We start from the raw sequence: 21,314 nt of genomic DNA, 5'->3' as shown, positions 1-21,314 counted from the left end.
GCCAGAGAAAATCCTAGACGCAGTCCACGTGATGGTGGTCGGTGAGACCCTAGCAGCCGAAGCGCCATTCTGTTCCTGTGGTTTCAGCTCCGAAGGCGCCAGATGGCTCTGAAGACCAGTGGTACGAAACGCCCCTGTAGTTCTGCGAACCCCAGCCGCGGCAGTCCCAGTGCGGGTGCGCGTCCTGCGAAGTCTTGGAAGTCGACTTAGATGACGATTCCGTGAGCATGTTCTCCCACCAGAGCCACCCCAGCTTCTGGAGTGTCGTCGTCACACCTACAGAGTAGACGACGACGTCACAGGTAGTCCGACCGTGTACCGAGGCATAGATGCCGGATGGATGGGCCATATCGGTCTGACCTTGGCAACCAGCGGGACTAAATCGGAGAGCCATTGTCGTGACTCCACCTTCGCCGGACCCCGTGGATATCAAGCTGCCTTCTCCCGATGGTGCCTTCACTCGGGGATCGTAGCGCCAGTCACCGGCGCGAGGGTCGGCATCACGGCTCGCATTCGACTCGGCCTGGCCAACTACCTTACCGTTCGCAGGCTCAACCGCAGACGCCGAGGTGGCAAAGGTTGCGGTCAAAAGAAGTGTTGTACACAAAGCAGCAGCAAGCTTACGAAAATTCATGTTTCCCCCAAAGATTGAATTGACGCCCCATGATTACATGGTTTTTTACTATTTGCAAGCTGACAACTTTATGTCAATTCCTGTCATATGCATGGTTATACTGTTCGTTATGAAGGCGCTTGATCGCATTGACCCGAAGGCCGTTGTAGCTGCCTTCAAGAATCATGAGACAAGCCCGCCTGCTTCGTTGATCGAGTACTTTCCGCGGTCGTTTCCTGCCTATCGGCGGATATTGAACCCTGCTCACGGCGCCTTTCAGGAAATGGTTCCTTGGGCGCTCTTGGCTAGGGATGGGTTTGCTGTCGACTCCACCGTTCAGTGGTCAGACGTGAGTCCTTCGGCTAGCGACCGCTCAATTTCTGAGCCAAGTATGGGCTCCGTTGACGTTGAAGTCGCGGCGGTGCTTCAAGAGACTCTGGCTCGTCATACGAGCACTCCCGAAGAGATCTATTTTCTCGTATGGGAGGGCTATGCGGGTCTTAGTGACCGGTATCGCCTCTCTGCACCTGTCAGTGTTCCATACGGCCGGAAGATGCATGCAGTCTTGGGTTCGCTGTCTGAGGTGACCTCCACCGATGTGGCCAGTCCGCTGGGTGTTCCGTTGTGGTGGGTCGCGGCCGACGGTTCCTGGTGCGTAGGAAATGATGTTTACGCCAGAAGTGTGTTTGTCGGTGGGAGCATTGATTGTCTTCGCGACATCAGTAGCGATCCGAAGATGGAAAGCTACGCTGTGGATCCTGCTCTTACCCGAGTCGTTCCAGAGGATCTTTAGCTGTGGTCCTTTGACCAAGGACTTGGAGGGCAAGACGACCAGTTCGATCTCAACGCCGGTTAGCGCATCGTTTCCCAGCAGGCCAAGGAACGCGTGGGCCAGTGATGCAGGCAGCCGGTGTCAGTATCGGTCTTGGCAACTCTTGTGGGACAAGCTTAAGTCGCAGCTATGTTGAACGTATCCGAGGGGCTGTTGCTGGGCCGGTCGGCCTGACTCGGGCGCGACCCAGAGCGCGGCGACGAGTCCCTCATTGGGCAGGGTGGTTTTCGCGTCTGCGGGGAGCTTGTCGTAGGTACAGGCGGCAACCGCCATGAGCGAGTTGGAACGCCCGAGGCTGTACCGGACGCTGCGGTCGTTCGAGCGACAACAGTTCAGCACCCTGGTGGCATTCTTGATGTCCGGGCTCTTACCTGAGGCTGTCGCTTCGCCTGGCGTAGGGGTTGTTACCAGCCCATCCGACGGTTCATGGTTATGGCCCGATGGGCGCAACGGATGGCGTGAAAGTTAAGCCCGATCAGGCTCAAAGAACCAGCAAGCAAGCACAGGCCGGCCAAGAGATCCACGACGACAAACGTGGCCAAGGACAGCAAGACGAAAGCCATGAAAAGTAGAAACACCGACGCGCTGAGCCACTGACGCGTAGACCACCCGTGGACCCGTATGCCTGCTCCGTCGTGCAACCAAAGCCGCACGCGCTTGGTCAATGACAGCTTCTCTGTAAAAGGATTACGTTCCATGGCTCCAGCCTTCCATCAGCCACTGACATTCCATGGTTGAGCCAGCCACCCTCTGGGTCGGCAGGCTGAGCTGGACCTGATGACGGGCTGTCGGGAACGGACCCTTCTATGGCACCTGTGCTGGAGGTCTACCTCAGAACTCCCGTGACTTGCTATGGGCGTACCCGGTTCCTGCTCGAGGTGTCGAGCCCTCGTCGCTTGAGGGTTTCATTCATCCGTTGCTGTGGTCACGCGGATTTCTTGGCCGTCGAACTGTGGTGGGCGGCTTTGCCGGGAGAGTGAGGGAACCGCTGTCGGTGGTGAAGGAGATTGACGCCGGCGGTGCCGAGTTGGGTGAGAGCGTGCTTGGTTTGGGCGCGGTCCCATCCCATGCCGGTGCGGATTTCCGACCAGGTGGGTCCGTGGCCGCGCCGTTGCCAGGACGCGCGGATCAGCGTGCTGAGTTGCTCGACGACGGCTGGGGCGAGGTCTACGGGGGTGGTCTGGGCATTGCGGCGCAGGTGGGCGTTTTTGCGGGATTCTTAGCGGGCGGCGACTTTCTTGATGGTGGGGACTTCGTTGTTCTTAATCATCGCGTCTGCGATGATCTGGAACTTGGACCCGGGCCGGTACCTGTCGACGTGTTCTGCCAGCTGGTCCACACGGGCGTCGGTGATCCGTTCGGGCGGGACGAGACGCTCGAGCCACGCGCGGGCGTCCCGCTGCCGCCTGGCCAGGCTCTTTCGTTTCCAGGTGCCTTTGCTCTTCGGCTTGGTCGTCCTTGCAGTAGCTTCCCCATCGGCCATGTCCCCAGAATAACGTTGCGCGTCCCCGTATTCCGGTAAGCAAGTCCTTCGCGACAGCGCCACCGGGCCCGGGTTGGAACTCGGCTCCGAAGCCTAGGAATAACGGCCTATAACGTCTTATAACAAGGTTTGTTATAAGTCGTTATCTTTTGTTAGTGCCTGGGCGTGAAGCTGGGCCAGCGATTCGCTCTCCATCTTGTGCGCAGCCTTCCGTCAGAACGTAACCAACTTCTGATCAGCAGCGACGTCGTTGGCGGGGTCTGTCGTTCATGGTGCCCAGCCGGTAGGGACGGCTTCGGTGATCAGCCTTGGTGTGTAGGTGTCTTGGCGGTTGTAGAAGTGGTGTCCTTCCCGGCATAGCTCGAACGGTCCGGTGGGTGAGAAGAGTGTTTTGGCGTGGGCGTCCCAGTGGTAGACGAACCAGCCGGAGAGCGTGTTTTCCTCTTCTGCGCGCACGTATTCTTCGTAGAGGGCGCGGAGCCTGGTGACGGCTTCGGGGTGGGTCCACCATTGCGGGCACCAGTACCGGGTGTTTTCATCGTCCGTGACGGCTTCGATGTCGTGGATGAAAGCCTCGACCCAGTCCACGAAGTTATCGATCAGGTCCTGTTCGCTCAGTTCCGGGGTTTCACTGGCTGTTTCGCTCATGCTGGAACCTGCTGTTTCGGGGCCCGATCCGTGGCCGGTTGCGGTTCTCCTTTGGCGATGGCGGTGGCGGCATCCATGCCGGCTTCGATGGTTTTGCTCAGTTTCTTGTTCTTGTGCCAGGGCGTGAGCCGGAGCAACGCGGCAGGGGCTGCGTTGCTGCTGAGGATCCCGGAGAACTTCGCCAGTTCAGCGAAGTCCTGCACACTGACCTTCGGCAGGCGCTCCTTCCGGTCGGAGCCGTGTTCCTTGCGCTGGTAGGTGCCGATCGCTTTCGACAGCCCTTCGGTCCAGTCGGTTTCCTCGTTGCTGCCCACGAAGCGGGCACCGGACATTTGCCACAGGGTCTGCATGCCTTTGGTGCCCCATTCGCTGCAGCCTTGGGACCAGCCCTGCAGGTAGAGGGTGAAGCAGAGGCCGCGGGAGCCGTAGTGGCTGAAGTCCTGCGGCAACGTGGGCCACGGGACGATGTTGGCAACTTCGTCCAGTTCGCCGACCAGCGGCACGGTCAGCCGTGCTTCGCCCGGGGTTTTGCGGATCGCGGCGTTGCAGATGGCTTTAATCATCGCAGTGAGAACGGCCCCGGCCCCGCCAGGGCCACGCTCGGACAACAGGATCATGGTCTGCCGGCCCTCCATGAACTCTGCCGGGTCAAAATTGCGGATACCGGGCGTGGGTGTCGTCCAGGCGAGGATGGCATCGTGCACCAGGTCACGGCACATGCGTTGTGTGGTGGCCACCAAGGAACCGCGCGTGCGGTCGGGCCATTTGTCGAAGCCCCTCATTTCCGCAGCAGGCCGGGGGTAGTCGTCGGCAAGGATGTTGCTGACCTTCTCGAAGGATCCTTTGGAGATCCATTCGTGGACATCGCCCAGGGCCTTCCCGACCAGGGCCACGGCCAGCAGCGTCCACGCCAGGCACGACTCACCGGAGGGGCCGAACTGGGCGTCCTCGGCCGCCTCGGTTTCGGTGCGTGGGTTGTTCTTCAACGACGCGGTGATGATCCAGGAGGCCAGGCGCATGGCGTCCTCGGTGCCTTTCACTTCCCACAGGGGACTGAAGATGAAGTCGGGCTTGTCGGACTGCCGGTAAATCTTTCCGGTATCCCACACCCACACCGTCCCCAGCTGGTGGCGTGCGGCGATCACTTGGGCCACACCGTCGACCTTGTTTGAGGTCATCAGCGCCGCACCGGGGGCCGCGGCCAGGCGAGGGACCACCATGCAGGAGGTCTTACCGGACCCGGGCCCCATGACGCACACCCCCAGGTCCCGCCAGCCCTGATAGAGAACGGCGGGTTTCCCGGCAGCTGTCTGACCCAGCACCTGGCCAGGAGGCAGGCCCACGGCCTTGGGGTGCAGCTGCTGGGCGTCCTTCGTCCGTTCCTTCTCCATCAAGGGTGCAAGTTTGGCCCCTGTCGCGAGGCGGGACCCTAACTCGCGCTGCGCGGCGCTGCCCTTCCCGCCGCGGCCGGCGGACAGGAGGGCCACCCCGAATAGAGCTACCAGCGCCAGCACCACCGCGATCCACGTCGAGGCGCCCGGCCAGGCGAACGTGCCGGCCTTGACCCGTGACAGGAGTTCGGTGACGTTCGTCCACGGCATCCCCGTGGGCGTCAGGAACTCACCAAGAAGAGCGGAGACCCAGGCGATGGCGACAAAGCCGACAAGTACGCCGGCGAGGCCGAGTTTCATCAAGGTATCTGTCGAGGTGTGCTTGCTCATGCGCGGATTACCTCCAGGCCTTCATCAGTGGCGGCTTCGTCGGTGGCGGGTTCTTCGGTGAAGGCGATAGTCGAGGTGGACTTCATGGCACCGTCCGTGTCGGTCAGCTCCACTTCCAGGGGGCTGCGGACGTGGATGGCTTCGAAAGGATCGAACTGGTCGATCTTGAACAGGCACGTTCCCTTGACCAGTTTCGTGATCACCTCGGCCGTCCCGACAGGGAGGGTGAACATCTCTTCACAGGCGAGGGCGTCGGCGCTTTTTTGCTGCTTGTACAGCAGGACCGTGCCGCATTCCTTGAGCATGGAGATGGCCGGGCTGTCTACCGGGATGTCGGAGATGTGGTGGAACGCGAACTGGCAGGACAGGGACAGGGCGCGGGAGAGTTTGGTGTTGCGGCGGGTCACGGTGGCCACCGAGCCCTGGACGGTGTGCCAGGCCTCTTCGATCAGCAGGACGGTGGGGACTGCTTCGTCCTGCCGGTAGAGGGTGTTGGCCAGCCAGGTGTTGATGATCGTCATGACGATCGGCAACGCGGGCCCGTCCTCCGGGAGCAGGGACACGTCGAAGACGGTCAGGCCGGCGTTGAGCTGAATGTCCGGGCTGGTTTCCCCGTCGATCAGGCCGGCCAGGTCGTCTTCGATCATGCGTTCGAGTTCGAAGGCCGGGTCCTGGCCCCATTCGCGCAGTTCCTCCACGGTCAGGTTCGACGCTTTGGCGGCGTCTTCGCTGGGTTCGTAGAGGGCTGTGAGGACGTGCCCGATGTGCGCGACGTCCCCGCACCTTTTCGCGGCCGTCAGGGCTTGGCGGTGTGCCATGCGGACGGCTTTGCCTTCCTTGGGTGTCATCGGCCGGCGGAGGGCTTCTTCCATGACGGCACGGACCAGCATGGATTGGCCGGCCGGGGTGCGGGACGCTTCGGCGCTGTCGTGGTTTTCCTCGTTCAACCGTGCGGCGATGCGGGGGTCCAGGATGTTGATCCGGGATCCGCCGCCACCGATGCTGAACCGGACCGGGGCAACACCGAGCTTGCGGGCAAGGGGTGTGTACTCGCCGCCGCCGACGTCTTTCTGGTACTTCTTATCGATCACGACCACGCGGCGGCCGAGGATCAGCTGACGGAGCACGCCCCAGGTTTTCATGGCCGAGGACTTCCCCTGGCCGAGGTCACCGATGTAGCAGACGTTCGGGGATTCCAGGGTGTCCCCGTAGGCGGTGAATGGGTCATGGACGATCATCCACCCGGACCCGGCATCGACCCCGAACACCAGACCCCGGTGGGACGTGGGCGGGGAGGCAATCGCCATGTGGGAGAACTCCATCTGCCGGGTCGACGAGGGCACGCCCGGCGCTGCCGGGTCGTAGAACCCCAGCTTTGAGGCGAACGCCCATCTCCGGTCGTGGTGCCACCGCGTCGTAGCGTTCGCCGCGGCCTCTAGCTGTTCACGGTCCCTGGCTTCGCGCTTCTCAGCCTTTTTCACCGCCGACTTGCTCAGGGGTTTGTTCAAGGGCTTGTTGCGCCGCAGCCCGTCGGCCGCGGTATCGGTGGCGGCTGCTTCGAGGTCCAGTGTCCCGGTGCGGGCTTGGGACCGGAGTGTCCGTCGGGTTTTGCCGGCCACGGCCCAGGGAAGGGCCAGGCGTTTGAGACCGTCGGTGGTGGTCATCGGATTCCCCTCGTGAATGGCATGGTGGTGATCAGGGCGAGGTCGTTGCGGTGGTCCAGCCAGTCGATGAACTCGATCCCGGCATCGGAGGCTGCTGCCTCGACGATGTCGGTGGTGGACAGGATCTCGCTTGGGTTCTCGACGGCGAAGCAGATGTACAGCCCGTAGGCTGCGCCGTGGTGCCCGGAGCCGGGCTTCAGGTCCACGAGGCGCTGGTGGGAGGCTCCCAGCAGCACTTCTTCGGTGCCGTCGGTGACGACACCGGATTTGGCGACTTTGTTCCCGGTGGCCCTGTCCATCGCCGCATCGGTGCGGGCCCTGGAGCGGGCGCTGCGGGCGTCTTGGAGTTCCATCACCATGGACACCGAATGCACCACGGCCGGTTGGATGCCGCTGATGATCGCCTCCAGCGCCTCGACCGGGACAGGGGCGGGGCTGAACGCCGACGCGGGCACGTACCCGGTCCGGATGTGCCAGTGCCCGTTGACCACCAGGGAGATGGGAGAGGCTCCCCCGTCCAGGTGCTGCCAGCAGTCCATCAGGTCTGCGCCGTCATGGTCGTCGATGTCGAAGTCCGGGTCCTGCAAGTGGCGCAGCAGGGCGGCCATCGCGGCAGGGCCGAGGGGCCGGGAGCCCGTGATCGAGCCCATCATCGTGGCTTGGGCCATGGCGGAGCGGATTTCCTGGTAGATGGCGTGCCCGATGCCCTCATCCCCTGGACCGTAGGCTTCGGCCCGGCGGTACAGGGCGGCGGAGCCGGGGATCCGGAACGTCTCGTAGGTGCGGTGCTGTTCGGAGCGTGAACGGGTGGTCTCACACAGGTCCCCGTAGGACTCCAACAGGATCCGTGGCACGTTCTGCGCGATCCTGCGTTTGACCCACAGCAGGTGATCGGCCGAGTCCATCGGCACGGCCCGGGCCAGGGTCTGGATATGGGTGACCAGGGATTGGCGGCGGGCCAGGCGGGCGAGGTACTGGCCGCGGGCGACGTGCCCGGATTCTTGTCGGTGTTCCTCCCGGATCGCCGACGATGAGCCGATGACCTCCATCGTGGCCGTGTAGTAGGGCTTCTTCACTTTGCCCTGATGCCGGAAGATCACCAAGGGGCCTTCCGGGGTGTCGATGGTGAAGTGCCGGACGGTGCCCACCATGAGAGGTGCGTTGTCCTTGTGCCGGATCGGTACTTCGATCATGCCCTGCTTATCGGCCCGTTCCCGGTCCTTTTTCCCGGCTTTGATCATGCGTGTCTGGGGGCGGTCCTTGACCGGGACGTAGACCAGGGACTTGTTCCTGGCACGGGCTTGTCTGTGGCGGACCTCGACGTAGAGGGCGCCCAGGGAGCGGTGGCCGGAGAACTTGTTGGGCGTGGTCAGGATGACCCCGGCCAGGACCAGCACGGCGGCGGCGATCAGGGGGACGAGCTGGATGCCGCCGGCCACCGCGATCACCAGGCCGGCACCGATGGCCACGGACAGGCCGATCCATTCCGGTGCTGTCCGGTTTCCTCCGAACAGGCCACGGCTCTGGACTTCACCGCCGACAACAACCATTCTTCCCATGACTACCTACTCCCTTGTGTGCTACTGCTGCTGCTTAGCGGCCACTGATGTGGGCGGTATCCGGTGCCATCGAACGGGCCGAGCGCTGACCGCGCATCGAGGCCTGCCGTGCCGCTTCCCGGCCCGCCAGCAGGAACGCTGTTGCCCCGCCCGCTGCGACCTTCACCGATCCCCGGCCCACGGCCCCGGCCCCGGTCCTCAACGCCTGTGCCGTCCTGGCCCCGCCGGTCCCGACACGGTCGGCTTTCTGCAACTCGCCAATCGTGCGGGTCTCCGGCTGCCCCTGACCGCCCTGGACTGCGGGTGTGCTTTGCTCGTCGGGGATCCTCGACGCTGCGCTGCGGCGCCCGGAAACACCCGAACCATTCGAACCACGCCCCGCGCCGCCCTGGCCTTCTGCCGGGGTGGCCATCGACGACGACCCCGATGTTCCGGTGCTGCCGGGGCGTGCACCTCCGCCGGGGGTGCCGGACTGTACCTGCGCGGTCCTGCGCTGCCTGATGGCTGACGCGATAGCCGCTCCCGCGCCGGCGACCATGGCCGCACCCGCGACCGACTGCCGGCCCTCGCCCATGCTCGTTGATGACGAAGGGAGGATCGGGACGTACTTGTAAAGCATCGGCAACGCGAAGGCCAGCACCAGCATGGCCGCTGCGGCCAGGAACACTGAGGTGGCGTTGACCATGCCGTCATCGACGCCCTCACCGGCGAAGGCCGGGCGGGAGGCAACGTAGCTGAACACCGCACCCATGAGCAGCAGCAACAAGGGCTTGGACAGGGAAATCCCCAGCCACAACGAACCGACCTTGCCCACGCGTTCGCGGTACTTCGGGTGAATCATGAACCCGATCATCAACGCGATACCAACCCCGAGCAGGGACAGGGCCAGCGGCTGCAAGGCGAGCAACCCGAGCATGGCCCAGGCGGCGATGAACAACAGCCCGAACAGCAGGACAGCGGCCAACGGTCCGAAAGCGCCGCTGGATTCGTAGGACGCGAACCGGGAAATGGCCACCCCAAAATCTGTGACCCGGCTGGAGGTCCAGAACGTGATTCCCTCGGTGAGGCCGGTCATCCATCCGTTGATCACGTGCCCGAGCGCGGGTCCGAACAGCACCAGGATCATGGACAACGGCCCGTACCAGAGCAGGGATGTTCGTGCCGAGTCCATGTCGATCTCTTCGTTGGACACGTCTTTCCAGAGCTTGAAATACATCAAACCCATGACCAGGATCCCGATCCCCGCGAAAGCAGCCCACGTGGCTCGGAAAGCGTCGTCTACCTCGAACACGGAGACCTTCAACAGGTTGTTCAACACCTCATTGGTGGACTTAACGCCCTCGGCCTTGACCGTGTTGGCGAACTTCTCAAACCCGTCCTTGGCGTTCGCGATGAACGCCACGGTATCGACTGTGCCCAGCACGACCTGACCGCCCGGCATCGCTGAAAGGGCCGCCCGCATCGCCACCCCGGCAATCGGTAGGAACTTTTCGAAGGCAGCGCCTCCGGCGCACCACGTGGTGGCAGTAGTCGGCGCACCGGCACCGGGCAGTGCAGCACAGAAGGGGACTGTCTTTTTGGTGTCGTAATCCAGCACCTTTTCCGGCGTGGTCAGGAAGCTGCCGAACGCTTTGGCCGCAACGTTTTCACAATTGCTGCCGCCCATGGCTCCGAAAAACAGCATGTCAGCGCAGGCTGATTTACCCAGTTCCTGGTTCAGCCGGTCCCGGATCTTGTCGCGCTGATCCGCGGGCAATCCAGCAAGGCGCTTGAGCTGGTCCGCGTTCAATTTCTCGGACTTGCTTACGTCGTCCGCTGCCTGGGCAGGGCCGGCCGCGATCACTCCGAAGCTAAGGAACATTGCCAGCACGATCGCGACCAGACGGATGGCTCTGCTAACGCTTAGCGTTTGCATACTCGACCCACCCCTCGCGGCTGACATCTGCGAAGAAGTCGTTGATCCACTCATCTTTTAGCGCAGGGGCGGTCTCGTCGCCGTAAGTGGTCCCCAGACTGGTGGGCCCTGAGTCCTTGACTCGGCCGGTGAAATCCTGGCCGCTCTGAACGATGGCGAAATCTGAGATCTTCCAGTCGCCGGCCCAAGACAGTTCCAGCGAGACTGTCTGGAAGAATGCACTCGGTGCCTTGTTTACAACTGCCGTCGTACCACCAGTGAAGACCTGTACGACTGCCTTCTTTTTCGCGTCACAGCTTGCGACCCGGTAGAGACCGCCTGCGGCGACGTCGGAGCGGGAGTACCAGCCACCATCGAACGCTCCCGGGGGTAGGTCCTTGGCGTTGGCCATCAGATCCCCGCTGAATGTGGCTCGCTCCACCCAGGACCCCTGCTTGCCAACCTCCACCAAGGCCTTTTTCTGTTGCGCCCAGGTCGAGAGATTTACGTCCTTGACGAGCGGTGTGTAGTTGGCGGCGGCTTGGGCTGCGGAGTCGCAGGTGCCGTTGTAGCCGGTGATGGTTTTGCCGTCGCTGGCGGTTTTGGTGCCTCCTTCTCCGATTTTGATCCCGGAGACGGGGAACCCGTATTTCCCCGAGGCTTGCAGGGAGCTGGGTTCGTCCTTCGTGGGTGCCGGGGCCGCCGGGTTGAGGAGAACGACGGCCACGGCGATGATCACGATCACCGCCCCGAGCGCTGTGAGGAGTTTCCAGTGTTTCCGCATGGGTTAGGCTCCTGCTGCCGAGGCGAGTGCCAGGATGCCGCCGAGGATGACGCTGGCCCCGGCAGCGGCGCCGAAGGCGATGCCGGTTTTCTTGGCCCCGGATGCGCCTTCTTCGATGTCATCGGAGTGGCCGCGGTTGCGGGCGATCCCCCACTTCATGAGGTTCCAAATGAAGTATCCGGCCAGGATGAGCAGGGCAAGCGCCCAGAGACCGCCGAGGATCAGTTGGGCTGCTCCGGTGAACTTCACTCCGAACACGGCGATGCTGGGTACTACGCCCTCCAGCGGGTTGTCGATGAGGGGTACGGCGGACCGTAGGAGAATTTCGTTGCCGATGCTGCTGAACATGGTTCGTGGTTTCCTTATCGGTTGGTGGTGTGGGTGGTGGTGCGGTCAACGGTCAGGAGGCCTTCAGCGATTTGTGCTGATGCGCGTTCGAACGCGCGGCGGGCCGGGTCACCGACGAGCTGCCAGTCGATGATGGAGCCTGTATCCAGGGCCGGGTCGTAGGGGATGTCGATCATCACGCGCACAGCGGAGGCAAGGTTGGCGCGCAGTTCGGCCTGCTCGGCGGCGGAGACTTTCGCCCCGCCGCCTTGGGTGACCAGGACGACGGCGTTGGCCACGAGGTCTTTGTAGTGCGGGTTCCCGGTGCGTTCGGACATGGACTCGAGCTGTTCGATCATCCGCAGGGCCGAGACGACGGCGTTGCGTTTGAGCGTTGTGGGGATCACCAGCTGGTCGGTGACCTCGATCGCGGCCAGCCAGTTCGCTGACCGGGTGTTGTTCCCGGTGTCCACGATGATGGTGTCGTAGAAACGGCTCACGACCGCGTGGATGCGGTTGAATTCGTCAGCGCCAATGGACTTCATCCTGTCCGCGTCCTCGTCCGCGACCAGGACGGAGAACTGGTTGTTCCCCTGATGGCGCGTGTAGTAGGACAGCTCGCCCTTGCGGGCGGTGACCGTTTCGAAGGACTCCAGAACATTCAGCAGATCCCACACGGTCCGGGTGGAGTCGTTCGAGTTGGTGCGGACCCCGGCGGTACCCATCATTTCGTTGTTGTCCCACACCAGCGTCTGCTGCCCGGAGTGGATCCCGAAGGTAGAGCCGATACCGACGCTGCACATCGTCTTACCCACCCCACCGAGGGGCTGGACGACCGTGACCTGCATCGGACGGGAGTAGACGCGCTGGATCGCGGACAAATCCGCCCGGCGCGCCAACTCGGCAGCCCCCACCTTGGGGCTGATCAAACCGAAACTGACCGCCCGCAGGAACGCCTGCCAACCCGTGGCCGGCGGCAACTGGTCGTTCACGTTCTCCTTACGCAGCACGACCGCGCTGCGACGGCCACTGACCAACGGCGCTTCCCGGTGATCTGCGTCGGGCTTCGTCTCGGCCGCGGCCGGTTCGGCATCCGGTACGGCGTGGATGATCGTCGCCGGATCCGTGGCAGGCGTTTCGGGCTCGGGGGCGGTGAGGGTGATGGGTGCGCGGCTCTTCCGTTCGCTCCCTTGCCAGTTCGTGCTCATCGGATGATTCCTCTCGCTCGTTTTCGGTTCTGTCTGTGGGTTCATGGAGTCGGCTCTTGCGGGGAGATGGCGGTGACCAGCCACGGCTGCTGCTGCCCGGAACGGTGCAGGAGGACCCTCCAACGGCCCGCGTCGGTAGCGAACGTCGCAGTGACGGTCATCGGATTGCCGGCGTCCCTGCTGATCGCTGGCCCGTCCGTGATCTCCCGGATGGGCACCCGGGCCGGGTCGATGTACTTCGCGTCCTCCGCGTACTCAGGTGCAAGGTGCGGGGCCAGGTCAGCGAACCAGGTCGATTCGGGAACGTCGGGACGTGCGAACAGGGCCATGACCTTGGCCGCGGTGTCCTTGACCGATTTCTCGGCGGCGGCGTCCCACGTCACCTCGAGGATCCCGTAGTGCTCGTCGGCACCGTGACCGGCCTCGGCATGGTGGCCGTCCTGGCCGTCCTGGCCGGCCTGCCCGGTGGTGACCGTGGGGGTGGGGTCGGTCGCGGGTTCGGTGCCCGTCGTACCGGCGCAGGCACTCAAGGACAGCGCGGCGGCAAGTGCGGCTGTCAGTGCGAGGTGCTGGCGCATCAGAGAATGCCTTTCTCTTTCATGATCGGAGTCGGGTCGATGGTGGGATTGATCGGAACCATGGGGTTAGGCAAAGCCCCGGCGAAGAACTCCATGTGAAGGTGGCGGCCTGTGACGTTGCCCGTCGCGCCCTCTGTGCCCAGCGGTGTTCCGGCGGCCACGGTGTCACCTTCTTTGACCTTCACCGACCCGGCCTCCATGTGATACATGCCGATCGTGAGTTTCCCGTCCACGGTCTGCCCGGTCACGCCGGTGCCGAACAGGCCATCGAGGTTGCGGACCTTGACGATCTTTATGTCCGTCAGGGCCACGATCGTTCCCGGCCCTCCGGGGTGAACGAAGTCGATGCCGTAGTGGAAGTTGGCCAGCACTCCCCCAGCGGTCCCGGGAGGTGCAGGGCGGGGACCGTAGCCACTGCTGTTGATCGCCCCTTCCATGGGCTTGACCCACTTACCGGTCAGCTCGCCGATAATCTGGTTGCCCGCAGCCGGGCACACGCCGGACGGGTCCACGGCCGCGCCGGACTCCCCGCCCAAGGCTTTGAAGACCTCCGTGGCTTGGGAACGGAACTTCGTGTAGTGGTTCGGGTCCGCGTTCCGCTGCGTCCGGTGGATCGCGATGGTCGGTTCGAGAGTCTCCCAACCCTCCACCTTCTGAAGTGCCTTGAAGAAGTTCGTCGCCGAAATGGTCGGGTCCATCCGGTCCGCGTACGAACCCCAGGAGCCGTTGGCCCGCTGCTGGAACAAACCACGGGAATCCGGCCCGGCCCCGTCACCATAGTCAATGACGCGGAGCGTGGACTCCCCGATCGCGGCCTGGATCCCGATCAGCTGCGCCGCGACCGGCAACTTAAGGGACTTGGCCGCGTTCATGATCGCTCGGGCATTCTTCATCTGCTCGCCATCAAACCCGGCCACTCCCCCAGCAGGGGCAGGGCCGGTGGCCACGCCGGCGGGCGCGGCGCAAGAGGATGCTGCCTGGGCCGGGTCGCTGTCATCCAGGACCACAGTGACCAGCCCCACCGACAGCAGCAGCCCGGCAACCGAGGCGCCGCTGATCACTTTTCGTACGGTCACTGATGCGCCCCTGCACGGCCACACAGCGACGCATTCAGAGGTTGAGCGACGGACGACAGCCTGTTCTTCAAAACCTGTCCCTCCCCAATGGGCATTGTTTCCACTTCTACTGCCACCCACTGACCTAGAAGAGCAGGGAATTGTCGCATCAGATGCGGCTGCTGCTTCGCGAGCGGCCGTTCACCGATCACATCGGCCATGTCAGCAGCCGACATGACTCCCCCTTCCTAGCAACGACCTGTACTTCCAGCTCGAGGTACTTGCTTCCTGCGCTGAGCAGCTTTGCCTTTGGTCCACCACAGCCAGAAAGGCGACGGCTGGACAGTAAAAACCATACACGCATGCAGTGAACATGTTCAATGCTTGTAGCAAGCATGCCTTGTGCATGTGGCACTAGTTTGCAGGGCGTTAGTATGAACGGGCTCCGTTACTTCCTCGGAACGGTGCTGAAGGAGTTAGCCCTAATGATGATGAGAAGACGCGCTGCGGCATGGCTGACGGTCCTTATGCCGGCGGCCGCACTCTCTGGATTCGCTGTTGTCATGGCCCGCAAGATCGTCAAACGCGGCCCGAAGGATTACCGTCAAGCTGAACTGACGCATAGCGGGCTACTCCGCATCGACTTGGACGACTACACCAGAGCCTCGGGGGACTTTGGGGTTTTCGACCTGGCAACTGAGAAGTATTTACGTGTCGGCGAGGTCACGCTGATTGATGAGGATCAAAAGTATGTGGAGCGGCGGCTCTCCCCTTCAGGATCTGGTCCGGCAAATCTGGGGCCAGTGGTCGATTGGACCCCCGACGTTTTTTTCGAACCTTCCGCAGTCGGCGGACCCTATGAAGAGGTGACAGTCCCCACCAGCTACGGCTTTGCTCCTGCGTGGCTGTTCGAAGCTGAGAACAAGGACGTGTGGGTGATCCATATCCATGGCAGCTGGACCGACCGATCGATCATGTTTCGAGACGTCCACGCTTTCAAGAGCCTAGGCTTTACGTCTTTGGTTCCTTCATTCCGGAGCGACACGGAGGTGAGCCCACAACAGGCGGCGTCGAGTCACTTGGGACAAACCGAATGGCTCGACGTGGAAAGCGCTATGACCTACGCCGTCGCTCATGGGGCGCGAAGAATCGTCCTATCAGGCTGGTCAATGGGTGGGACTATTGCTTTGCTCACCGCGGAGCGCAGCGTCCATCGGGATCGCATCGTTGGAATTGTCCTGGTTGGGCCTGTGACGAGCTGGCGCAAAACCATCACAGCTGGAGCAGCGCGGGCAGGCGTCCCGGCGATTGGAGCGGGCTTTGTCATGCGCCTGCTGCAGGCTCCCACCTTCGCAAAGATGCTCGGTCTAGGCGAAGCGATCAACTTCACCGCGCTTGAATGGGTCGATGTACCAAACCGGGTGGTGGTCCCAACTTTGGTCTTACACTCCATCAAAGACCAAGAGGTTCCTTGGGAGATTTCGCTGGCATTCCAACGCGCCAATCCTGAAACGGTCACACTGATCGCAATGCCCGAGTCCCACCACACTCAGGAGTGGAATACATCGCCCCTTGTCTTCACTCACGAGCTGACGAGCTGGGTCAGGAAGACGATCGCTGGGTCTGGCTAGACTCGCACGTCTAACTTGGCTTCTATGTGGCTGATCCTGCGTTGGGTGGATTCCGGGAACGTCATCAGGTTCCCGCGTTCGTAGTTGTGTAGGACTATGAGGCTTTTGTAGACGCCGTTTTCGAGCGTTTCATTGAAGAGATCCCACGCTGGGCGGACCCGTGATGGATCTGAATGAACCCGCATCCTCAACGCGGTGAGCCAGAAAGCATCGGCCATCCAGAGGCGTAGTCTCGGTATCTGCTTTGACAGGAAAAGAACTAGCCAACCCGCGGCCGTCACCGAAAGCCCCACATAAAAAAGGCGGTCGAACCAGGAACCGACCGCACGGGCCCAGGCATGCCATGGAGAGAAATGGAACAACACCACGTAGGTGATATGGCATGAGACGGCTGCAGCAACCATGAGCAGGCCGGCCGAGAATGTTGCGTACAGGCTCTTCGCCTTATGGCGAAGCATATAGATGATTCTGAGCACGGTGAACAACAATGCAACCATGTAAGTGCCGCTGTAAACGACAGTTGCGAGTTGGTCCATGCGGGTGTCGATGAAGTCCGCGGCCGTTGGACCTTTATTCTCAACGAGAGCGAAGCTAAGAATCATTATCGGAATGCTCAGCAGCGGAGCGTAGTAGGTCCATCTGACAATGGGTACGTTAGCCAGGCGCCGCACGCTGTCGTTGAAGAAGAAGATTGCCAGCAGCGCGAAGATGGCTTGGAGCAGGTTTGTCACGTTGATGCCACCGAGGTAGCTATCAATCACATCCAGGGGTGTTACCGTTCCCAGGACGTAAAGCGCAGCGAGTCCGAAGACCGATGCCACCCACGATGCCCGTGACTCCGTCACCTTGAGCACGGAAGGGACCCGAAGCAGGCATAAGGCGCTAAGCAGCGCAAAGAGCAGCAGTTTCATGGTCTATCAGAGGAAAGGATCGGGACCCGAGCTGCGTGAACGGGTCTTTTTCGACATCTCAAAAGCAAAATCCTCCACCCACCGTTCGACAGGGTGGTTCGGAACAGTACGGCAGCTCATGCTTATCGCTCCGGCGGCTTCCTTTAGCATCTCCTTGGAGAACGTGGGCCCGGAAACTGGAATCTGGAGACTCTCCAGAAAGATGTGTCCGAGTTCGTGATAGATGCAGTGAAGCTTGTACTGCGTCGATTTTTGCGGCGGGAAAAAGATCTTGATGCGATCTTCAGCATCCAACTTAAAAGCTGTCAGCGTTCCCCAGTCCCAGTCCTGCTCAACTAGCTCAATCGGCTTCTCGCGGATCTCCGCTAGACGCTCAACGACTTCTGTCAGAGATGCAGTACCGTCTCCGCATAATTCCCGCACTTTATCCTGAACGAGTGGGAGGGCCATTCACTTTTCACCCTTCATCGAAGCATCAATGATTTCAGTGATCGTCCTGAGCGTTTCAGGTGACATCTCTCCCAAGTTCCGGGCAGCGAAATTCCTTACCTTGAGCTTGCGCATCTGGACGAGGAAGTCCCTCCGGGCCTCCACCTCAGGCGGAGTCTCGCTGTTGAGGTCACATAGATAAGTACCAGGTACTGCGAAGACGAATTCTGCGATCGCCTTTAGGAGGTCTTGATCTGTCACTAGGCTGCCGTTGCCGTTGATCAGGTAAGACCAGCGGGTCCTCGACAGATGAATTCCTTGGGCAGAAAGGGCGTCCTCGACGTGAGCGTAGGTGAGCGCGGAGTTGTGGTCGGCCTCCCAAATATCCACGAGGATCGCCATGCGATCCGCCAGCCGCTCCTTCTTCTGCTGCTGCGTAAGAAACACGCTGCGGCCCCCATCTGCCATCGTTATAGCTCCTTCAGCCAAGCTCGGCTACCTGTATAGACCGCCAGAAAGAGCAGGCGGACAGCTGACTCAGAATTTTACCTGAAACTGCGCGGCGAGTGCAGGCAATGAGTTGTGCATGTGCGAAGCGTGTAGGTAGGCTGTCACCCAATTGGCCTCAAGGAGATGCTGCAGGTGCGCGGCCGCGACAGGACCTGTATGGCTACAGTTCTCTCTTAAACCGGACTCAGGGAGATTCACATGGAGGAATACCACCCACCCAAGCTAATCGGAAAGAAGGCGCCAATGAACTGCCTTGTACTCCCGCACCAGCACTACAACGCCTGGAAGGCGACTCAGCGATACGACATGTCTTTCGGCGAGTACGTGGGAGCTCTGATAGATCGAGCGGAAGGCCGCCCCAATAAACTCGACGGGATGATACGTGCCACCTCGCAGACAGAGGGGCTTTAGCAGGCGTTGAAGCGATCCTGGCGCTTTGGACGCAACCTTTGCGTCTTTGGTTCCAGGCACGGAGGTGGACTACTCATCCTCAGAAAGGAGCGGTCACCATGAAAGAGGCAGCTTCACGTCCCTCATGCTCTGGCTCTTGGGTCAGCGAAGGGGCCACCCATGCCAGACACGACACGCCCAGTAAGGCTTCCCACTTAATGCCTAGCGTTAACGCTAGTTTTACGACCATGACTACATCTCCCGTTCGCAGAAAGCGCGGGACAGGAATTGGCAACGTTCAGTTGGTGACGACTGTCCCTAAAACAGACAAGAAGCTAGTTGTCGATCTTGCCGAGCAACTGGGGCTGTCCCAGAGCGAGGCCATGGAAGTCATCCTCAAACACCTACGCACCGAACTTGCACAAGACGGTATCCCCGTCTGGTTCGATCGGAACCAGTTGCCGGAGGCTCTGCCTATCGCGCAAGCAAGTTAAAGTCTGAAGGCCCGCACTAGGCGGGCCTTCAATAAGTATTCAGTTCAGATCACGTTCTTGGCGGGACCAGATCCGAACTATTCGAAGCTTCCTCTTACGAGGACGCTCCCTTTGTTACATCCTCATCCACGATAAGGAGTATTGCCTCCATGGTACCGGATGCCGTTTTGGCGTCAACGCATACACGCGCGAGTGTCGGCGCGTCATCAATCGCACCCGAGCACGCTTGGAGCCTTGCTCCGTTGATTGCTGGCGCCCCGTCGTACCGTTTGGGGCGTTGGATTGGCCAGAAGTTTCAGTATCCCCGGCCGTCTAATGCGCCGAAGATCACACGGTCGTTGCCGGAGCGGCCTGCAGCGGTTGCTGTGCACGGGGTGGACGGCAGTGTCGCCACGCTGTGCCTGGACTTTGATACGTCCAAGGCCTTGAAGGGTGTTGTCGATGCGGACACTGCGCGAACAGGGCGGTTGTTGTCCGCCTGCGGCTTGGTGTTCGTGGAGGACTTCTCCCCCAGCGGTGGCCGGCACCTGTATGTGCCGCTGCAGGATCGTTTGGACGCGGCCGAGGCCAGGGAGCTGGTCGAGGCGCTGGCTCTGACCGCTTCGAGCCTGGACCCGAGTCCTCATCAGAACGTCACGGACGGGTGCATCCGTGTCCCAGGTTCGGTGCATAAGTCCGGTGGCCACCAAACCCTGATCACTCCCCTGTCCCAGGCCTACGACATTCTGCGCCGCCGCAACCCGGCGGCCGCGGTGGTGGAGCTGCGGGCTGCACTGGCGCCGGAGCTGGCCCGCAAGCGCGCCCTGAAGGCCCGTACCGCCAAGACCGTTGCCGCGCAGCGCACCGGCACCCTGCAGGCCCTTCCACTGGCTTCGGGTAGTGAGGCGCCGCTGCGGCGGGTGGCCCGGACGGGTTTGTATGACACGGCCCGGTACAAGAGCCCGTCAGAGGCCCGGATGGCGGTCTTGAACCACTTCAGCGCCTGCGGCTGGTCCCTGACCCAGGTCGAGAACGAACTCGTCGGCCAGTTCCCCGGCCTGGCAGCCCTCTATGGATCCCCGGAACGTCAGGCACGGCTGCTGCCGTTCGAGTGGGTCAAAGCCCAGGCCTTCACCGCCACCAACCCGGCTTCGCAGAAACCACTCCCCCGGAAACACGGGGAAAAGAGTGCACTTATTAACAACACAAGCCGGACTTTAATCACAGGGGGGCGGGAAGAACCCAGCACTGCTGCTGTGCACCAGCTCGTGAACGATCTGGAAAATATCCTCTACGCGGTCCTGGACCACAGACTGCAATCCAGGGGCCGGCAAGGCCTGAGCCTCCGGCTGCTGATCCGTGGACTACTGGGCTACATGAGGGCGAAGGAAACGGACATCCTCGACGTCGGCTGCCGTACTCTGGCCGCTGCGATGGGCAAACACCACGTCACCATTGCCCGGCTCCTGCCGATCCTTGCCAGCGCCTCAGACGGGATCCTGACCAAGATCGCCGACGCCCACTACAAAGCGGCCGACGTGTACCTGATTCAGCTCCCGGCGCAGTACCAGCAATTGGCCCGGGAATTGACCTGGCGCAAAGGCAAAATTCACGCGATCAGGCCTGTCTTTCGGGCTCTGGGCGACGCCACAGCCCTGGTGTATGAGGCGATCGAACGCGGCCGGTACTCCCCCACGACCGCGGATCTCGTCCGGGCCACCGGGGTTAGCCGGAACGCTTGCTCAATTGCTCTGGCCGAAATGGAAACCCTCGGTATGATCCAACGCCACGGAGGGTTGTGGAAGACCACCACTGCCAACCTGCGCATGCTCGCCGCCCGACTCGGCGTTCTGGATGACTACCTCGAACACATCGCCCGGAACCGCCGCGAACGCGCCAAATGGCACGCCTATCTCGACCGGTTCCGCGACACCCACATCAATGAAACCGATTTCCACGACGCTGAACGCGACGAACACTGGGCCCCACCAGACGACAACCTCCACCTTGGCACGCTGCCTGAGTCTCGGCGAGGGCCTTCCCCGCACGGCGAAATCCTTGAGCCGAGGGATTTTGCGGAGTTTAGTTACTTGCTCGCCCATCTTTCATGAGCGGCTTGCCTTGTCATACCGGTTTCGCGACCAATGTCTGCCCAAGTTGCACCGGCGATACGAGCTTCCGCGACGACTTGATCTAAACGCACGGAGGCTCGACGTAGACTGCGGGCGGCCATCTGAACCGCCCAGGTCAAAGCATGCCGACGCCACTCTCCTAGTGCCGATTGCTCTAGTGCGATCGGCGGGATAGCAGGAGACCCCAGGAGCGCTTTAGCTTCACGTCTCGTCCCCACTATCCGGAAGTGGCATCCAGCCCGATTCCAAGGGTCGCTCGCCCAACCGCATTCGCAGGAGGCCTGCCATCCCACGGTTGAATCCTCTGGGACGATTTCAAAGCCCGGCCGCTGAGGGTGTCGGTGGTAGTGGCCGGTTACCCCCTCGACGACGACGCCACCGGGTTCGTACCGTTCTCCGAGTCTGCCATCCGCCAGAACGACTCCTAGACGGCCGACGTGTACACCGTCTCCCAAGTCCCACATCATCATTG

Annotated in this window: 20 protein-coding genes; 4 read left to right on the top strand and 16 right to left on the bottom strand. The window is 61.9% G+C overall.

Annotation, left to right across the window (positions count from 1 at the left end):
- Window positions 1-569 precede the first annotated feature (569 nt).
- Window positions 570-1,406, top strand: coding sequence for a hypothetical protein (locus tag ACIPV6_RS10300; RefSeq protein WP_400270779.1), 837 nt, complete (start codon window positions 570-572; stop codon window positions 1,404-1,406).
- Between the two features lie 443 nt (window positions 1,407-1,849).
- Here the strand turns inward: ACIPV6_RS10300 and ACIPV6_RS10295 are convergent, their stop codons facing one another.
- The 13 genes from ACIPV6_RS10295 to ACIPV6_RS10235 form a co-directional block, all read right to left on the bottom strand.
- Window positions 1,850-2,143 (bottom strand): hypothetical protein, encoded by a 294-nt coding sequence (locus tag ACIPV6_RS10295; protein ID WP_400270778.1) that lies wholly within the window; start codon window positions 2,141-2,143, stop codon window positions 1,850-1,852.
- Between the two features lie 521 nt (window positions 2,144-2,664).
- A complete protein-coding gene (locus ACIPV6_RS10290; RefSeq protein ID WP_400270777.1) occupies window positions 2,665-2,928 on the bottom strand; it encodes a hypothetical protein in 264 nt (87 codons plus the stop codon).
- A 267-nt stretch (window positions 2,929-3,195) separates the two neighbouring features.
- Complete coding sequence (locus tag ACIPV6_RS10285) at window positions 3,196-3,576, bottom strand: DUF4913 domain-containing protein (protein ID WP_400270776.1); 381 nt, start codon at window positions 3,574-3,576, stop codon at window positions 3,196-3,198.
- On the bottom strand, window positions 3,573-5,297 hold the full coding sequence (locus ACIPV6_RS10280; protein WP_400270775.1) for a type IV secretory system conjugative DNA transfer family protein: 1,725 nt from the start codon (window positions 5,295-5,297) through the stop codon (window positions 3,573-3,575). The genes ACIPV6_RS10285 and ACIPV6_RS10280 overlap by 4 nt, the downstream gene beginning before the upstream one ends.
- The gene (locus ACIPV6_RS10275) at window positions 5,294-6,961 is read right to left on the bottom strand and encodes an ATP/GTP-binding protein (protein ID WP_400270774.1); all 1,668 of its coding nucleotides are present in this window, start codon (window positions 6,959-6,961) and stop codon (window positions 5,294-5,296) included. The genes ACIPV6_RS10280 and ACIPV6_RS10275 overlap by 4 nt, the downstream gene beginning before the upstream one ends.
- Window positions 6,958-8,520, bottom strand: coding sequence for a hypothetical protein (locus ACIPV6_RS10270; RefSeq protein ID WP_400270773.1), 1,563 nt, complete (start codon window positions 8,518-8,520; stop codon window positions 6,958-6,960). Before ACIPV6_RS10270 ends, ACIPV6_RS10275 begins: the two co-directional genes overlap by 4 nt.
- A 34-nt stretch (window positions 8,521-8,554) precedes the next feature.
- Window positions 8,555-10,381: a hypothetical protein gene (locus ACIPV6_RS10265; RefSeq protein ID WP_400270772.1), complete on the bottom strand. Its 1,827-nt coding sequence runs from the start codon at window positions 10,379-10,381 to the stop codon at window positions 8,555-8,557.
- A gap of 34 nt (window positions 10,382-10,415) precedes the next feature.
- On the bottom strand, window positions 10,416-11,198 hold the full coding sequence (locus tag ACIPV6_RS10260; protein ID WP_400270771.1) for a hypothetical protein: 783 nt from the start codon (window positions 11,196-11,198) through the stop codon (window positions 10,416-10,418).
- A gap of 3 nt (window positions 11,199-11,201) precedes the next feature.
- On the bottom strand, window positions 11,202-11,546 hold the full coding sequence (locus ACIPV6_RS10255; RefSeq protein WP_400270770.1) for a hypothetical protein: 345 nt from the start codon (window positions 11,544-11,546) through the stop codon (window positions 11,202-11,204).
- Window positions 11,547-11,560: 14 nt separating this feature from the next.
- Complete coding sequence (locus ACIPV6_RS10250; RefSeq protein WP_400270769.1) at window positions 11,561-12,733, bottom strand: MinD/ParA family protein; 1,173 nt, start codon at window positions 12,731-12,733, stop codon at window positions 11,561-11,563.
- Window positions 12,734-12,774: 41 nt separating this feature from the next.
- Window positions 12,775-13,311, bottom strand: a complete 537-nt coding sequence (locus tag ACIPV6_RS10245) for a hypothetical protein (RefSeq protein ID WP_400270768.1) — start codon at window positions 13,309-13,311, stop codon at window positions 12,775-12,777.
- Window positions 13,311-14,387, bottom strand: a complete 1,077-nt coding sequence (locus tag ACIPV6_RS10240; protein ID WP_400270767.1) for a M23 family metallopeptidase — start codon at window positions 14,385-14,387, stop codon at window positions 13,311-13,313. Before ACIPV6_RS10240 ends, ACIPV6_RS10245 begins: the two co-directional genes overlap by 1 nt.
- The gene (locus ACIPV6_RS10235) at window positions 14,384-14,602 is read right to left on the bottom strand and encodes a hypothetical protein (protein WP_400270766.1); all 219 of its coding nucleotides are present in this window, start codon (window positions 14,600-14,602) and stop codon (window positions 14,384-14,386) included. Before ACIPV6_RS10235 ends, ACIPV6_RS10240 begins: the two co-directional genes overlap by 4 nt.
- Window positions 14,603-14,929: 327 nt before the next feature.
- Between ACIPV6_RS10235 and ACIPV6_RS10230 the strand changes: the two genes are divergently transcribed.
- Window positions 14,930-15,997 (top strand): alpha/beta hydrolase family protein, encoded by a 1,068-nt coding sequence (locus tag ACIPV6_RS10230; RefSeq protein WP_400270765.1) that lies wholly within the window; start codon window positions 14,930-14,932, stop codon window positions 15,995-15,997.
- On the opposite strand, the gene ACIPV6_RS10225 is transcribed toward ACIPV6_RS10230, so the two are convergent.
- Genes ACIPV6_RS10225 through ACIPV6_RS10215 form a run of 3 tightly spaced genes read right to left on the bottom strand, consistent with a single transcriptional unit; the run spans window position 15,994 to window position 17,805 of the window.
- Window positions 15,994-16,908, bottom strand: a complete 915-nt coding sequence (locus tag ACIPV6_RS10225) for a hypothetical protein (RefSeq protein ID WP_400270764.1) — start codon at window positions 16,906-16,908, stop codon at window positions 15,994-15,996. The two genes, ACIPV6_RS10230 and ACIPV6_RS10225, sit on opposite strands and share 4 nt — an antisense overlap.
- A gap of 6 nt (window positions 16,909-16,914) precedes the next feature.
- Window positions 16,915-17,358 (bottom strand): hypothetical protein, encoded by a 444-nt coding sequence (locus ACIPV6_RS10220; RefSeq protein WP_400270763.1) that lies wholly within the window; start codon window positions 17,356-17,358, stop codon window positions 16,915-16,917.
- Window positions 17,359-17,805, bottom strand: a complete 447-nt coding sequence (locus ACIPV6_RS10215) for a hypothetical protein (protein ID WP_400270762.1) — start codon at window positions 17,803-17,805, stop codon at window positions 17,359-17,361.
- A gap of 680 nt (window positions 17,806-18,485) precedes the next feature.
- Between ACIPV6_RS10215 and ACIPV6_RS10210 the strand changes: the two genes are divergently transcribed.
- Together ACIPV6_RS10210 and ACIPV6_RS10205 are read left to right on the top strand one after the other, a co-directional pair.
- Window positions 18,486-18,731 (top strand): hypothetical protein, encoded by a 246-nt coding sequence (locus ACIPV6_RS10210; RefSeq protein WP_216926695.1) that lies wholly within the window; start codon window positions 18,486-18,488, stop codon window positions 18,729-18,731.
- 338 nt (window positions 18,732-19,069) lie between these two features.
- The gene (locus ACIPV6_RS10205; RefSeq protein WP_400270761.1) at window positions 19,070-20,821 is read left to right on the top strand and encodes a hypothetical protein; all 1,752 of its coding nucleotides are present in this window, start codon (window positions 19,070-19,072) and stop codon (window positions 20,819-20,821) included.
- Window positions 20,822-21,314: the final 493 nt, after the last annotated feature.

The sequence above is a fragment of the Paenarthrobacter sp. NPDC089988 genome (assembly GCF_044748465.1).
Taxonomy (GTDB): domain Bacteria; phylum Actinomycetota; class Actinomycetes; order Actinomycetales; family Micrococcaceae; genus Arthrobacter.
This window is presented reverse-complemented; position numbering and strand designations above follow the sequence as displayed.

Excerpts from the sequence above, each read along its gene's own strand:
- ACIPV6_RS10295 (WP_400270778.1), bottom strand. The coding sequence starts at position 2,143 with ATGGAACGTAATCCTTTTACAGAGAAGCTGTCATTGACCAAGCGCGTG.
- ACIPV6_RS10290 (WP_400270777.1), bottom strand. The coding sequence starts at position 2,928 with ATGGCCGATGGGGAAGCTACTGCAAGGACGACCAAGCCGAAGAGCAAA.
- ACIPV6_RS10285 (WP_400270776.1), bottom strand. The coding sequence starts at position 3,576 with ATGAGCGAAACAGCCAGTGAAACCCCGGAACTGAGCGAACAGGACCTG.
- ACIPV6_RS10280 (WP_400270775.1), bottom strand. The coding sequence starts at position 5,297 with ATGAGCAAGCACACCTCGACAGATACCTTGATGAAACTCGGCCTCGCC.
- ACIPV6_RS10275 (WP_400270774.1), bottom strand. The coding sequence starts at position 6,961 with ATGACCACCACCGACGGTCTCAAACGCCTGGCCCTTCCCTGGGCCGTG.
- ACIPV6_RS10270 (WP_400270773.1), bottom strand. The coding sequence starts at position 8,520 with ATGGGAAGAATGGTTGTTGTCGGCGGTGAAGTCCAGAGCCGTGGCCTG.
- ACIPV6_RS10265 (WP_400270772.1), bottom strand. The coding sequence starts at position 10,381 with ATGTTCCTTAGCTTCGGAGTGATCGCGGCCGGCCCTGCCCAGGCAGCG.
- ACIPV6_RS10260 (WP_400270771.1), bottom strand. The coding sequence starts at position 11,198 with ATGCGGAAACACTGGAAACTCCTCACAGCGCTCGGGGCGGTGATCGTG.
- ACIPV6_RS10255 (WP_400270770.1), bottom strand. The coding sequence starts at position 11,546 with ATGTTCAGCAGCATCGGCAACGAAATTCTCCTACGGTCCGCCGTACCC.
- ACIPV6_RS10250 (WP_400270769.1), bottom strand. The coding sequence starts at position 12,733 with ATGAGCACGAACTGGCAAGGGAGCGAACGGAAGAGCCGCGCACCCATC.
- ACIPV6_RS10245 (WP_400270768.1), bottom strand. The coding sequence starts at position 13,311 with ATGCGCCAGCACCTCGCACTGACAGCCGCACTTGCCGCCGCGCTGTCC.
- ACIPV6_RS10235 (WP_400270766.1), bottom strand. The coding sequence starts at position 14,602 with ATGTCGGCTGCTGACATGGCCGATGTGATCGGTGAACGGCCGCTCGCG.
- ACIPV6_RS10230 (WP_400270765.1), top strand. The coding sequence starts at position 14,930 with ATGGCCCGCAAGATCGTCAAACGCGGCCCGAAGGATTACCGTCAAGCT.
- ACIPV6_RS10225 (WP_400270764.1), bottom strand. The coding sequence starts at position 16,908 with ATGAAACTGCTGCTCTTTGCGCTGCTTAGCGCCTTATGCCTGCTTCGG.
- ACIPV6_RS10220 (WP_400270763.1), bottom strand. The coding sequence starts at position 17,358 with ATGGCCCTCCCACTCGTTCAGGATAAAGTGCGGGAATTATGCGGAGAC.
- ACIPV6_RS10215 (WP_400270762.1), bottom strand. The coding sequence starts at position 17,805 with ATGGCAGATGGGGGCCGCAGCGTGTTTCTTACGCAGCAGCAGAAGAAG.
- ACIPV6_RS10210 (WP_216926695.1), top strand. The coding sequence starts at position 18,486 with ATGACTACATCTCCCGTTCGCAGAAAGCGCGGGACAGGAATTGGCAAC.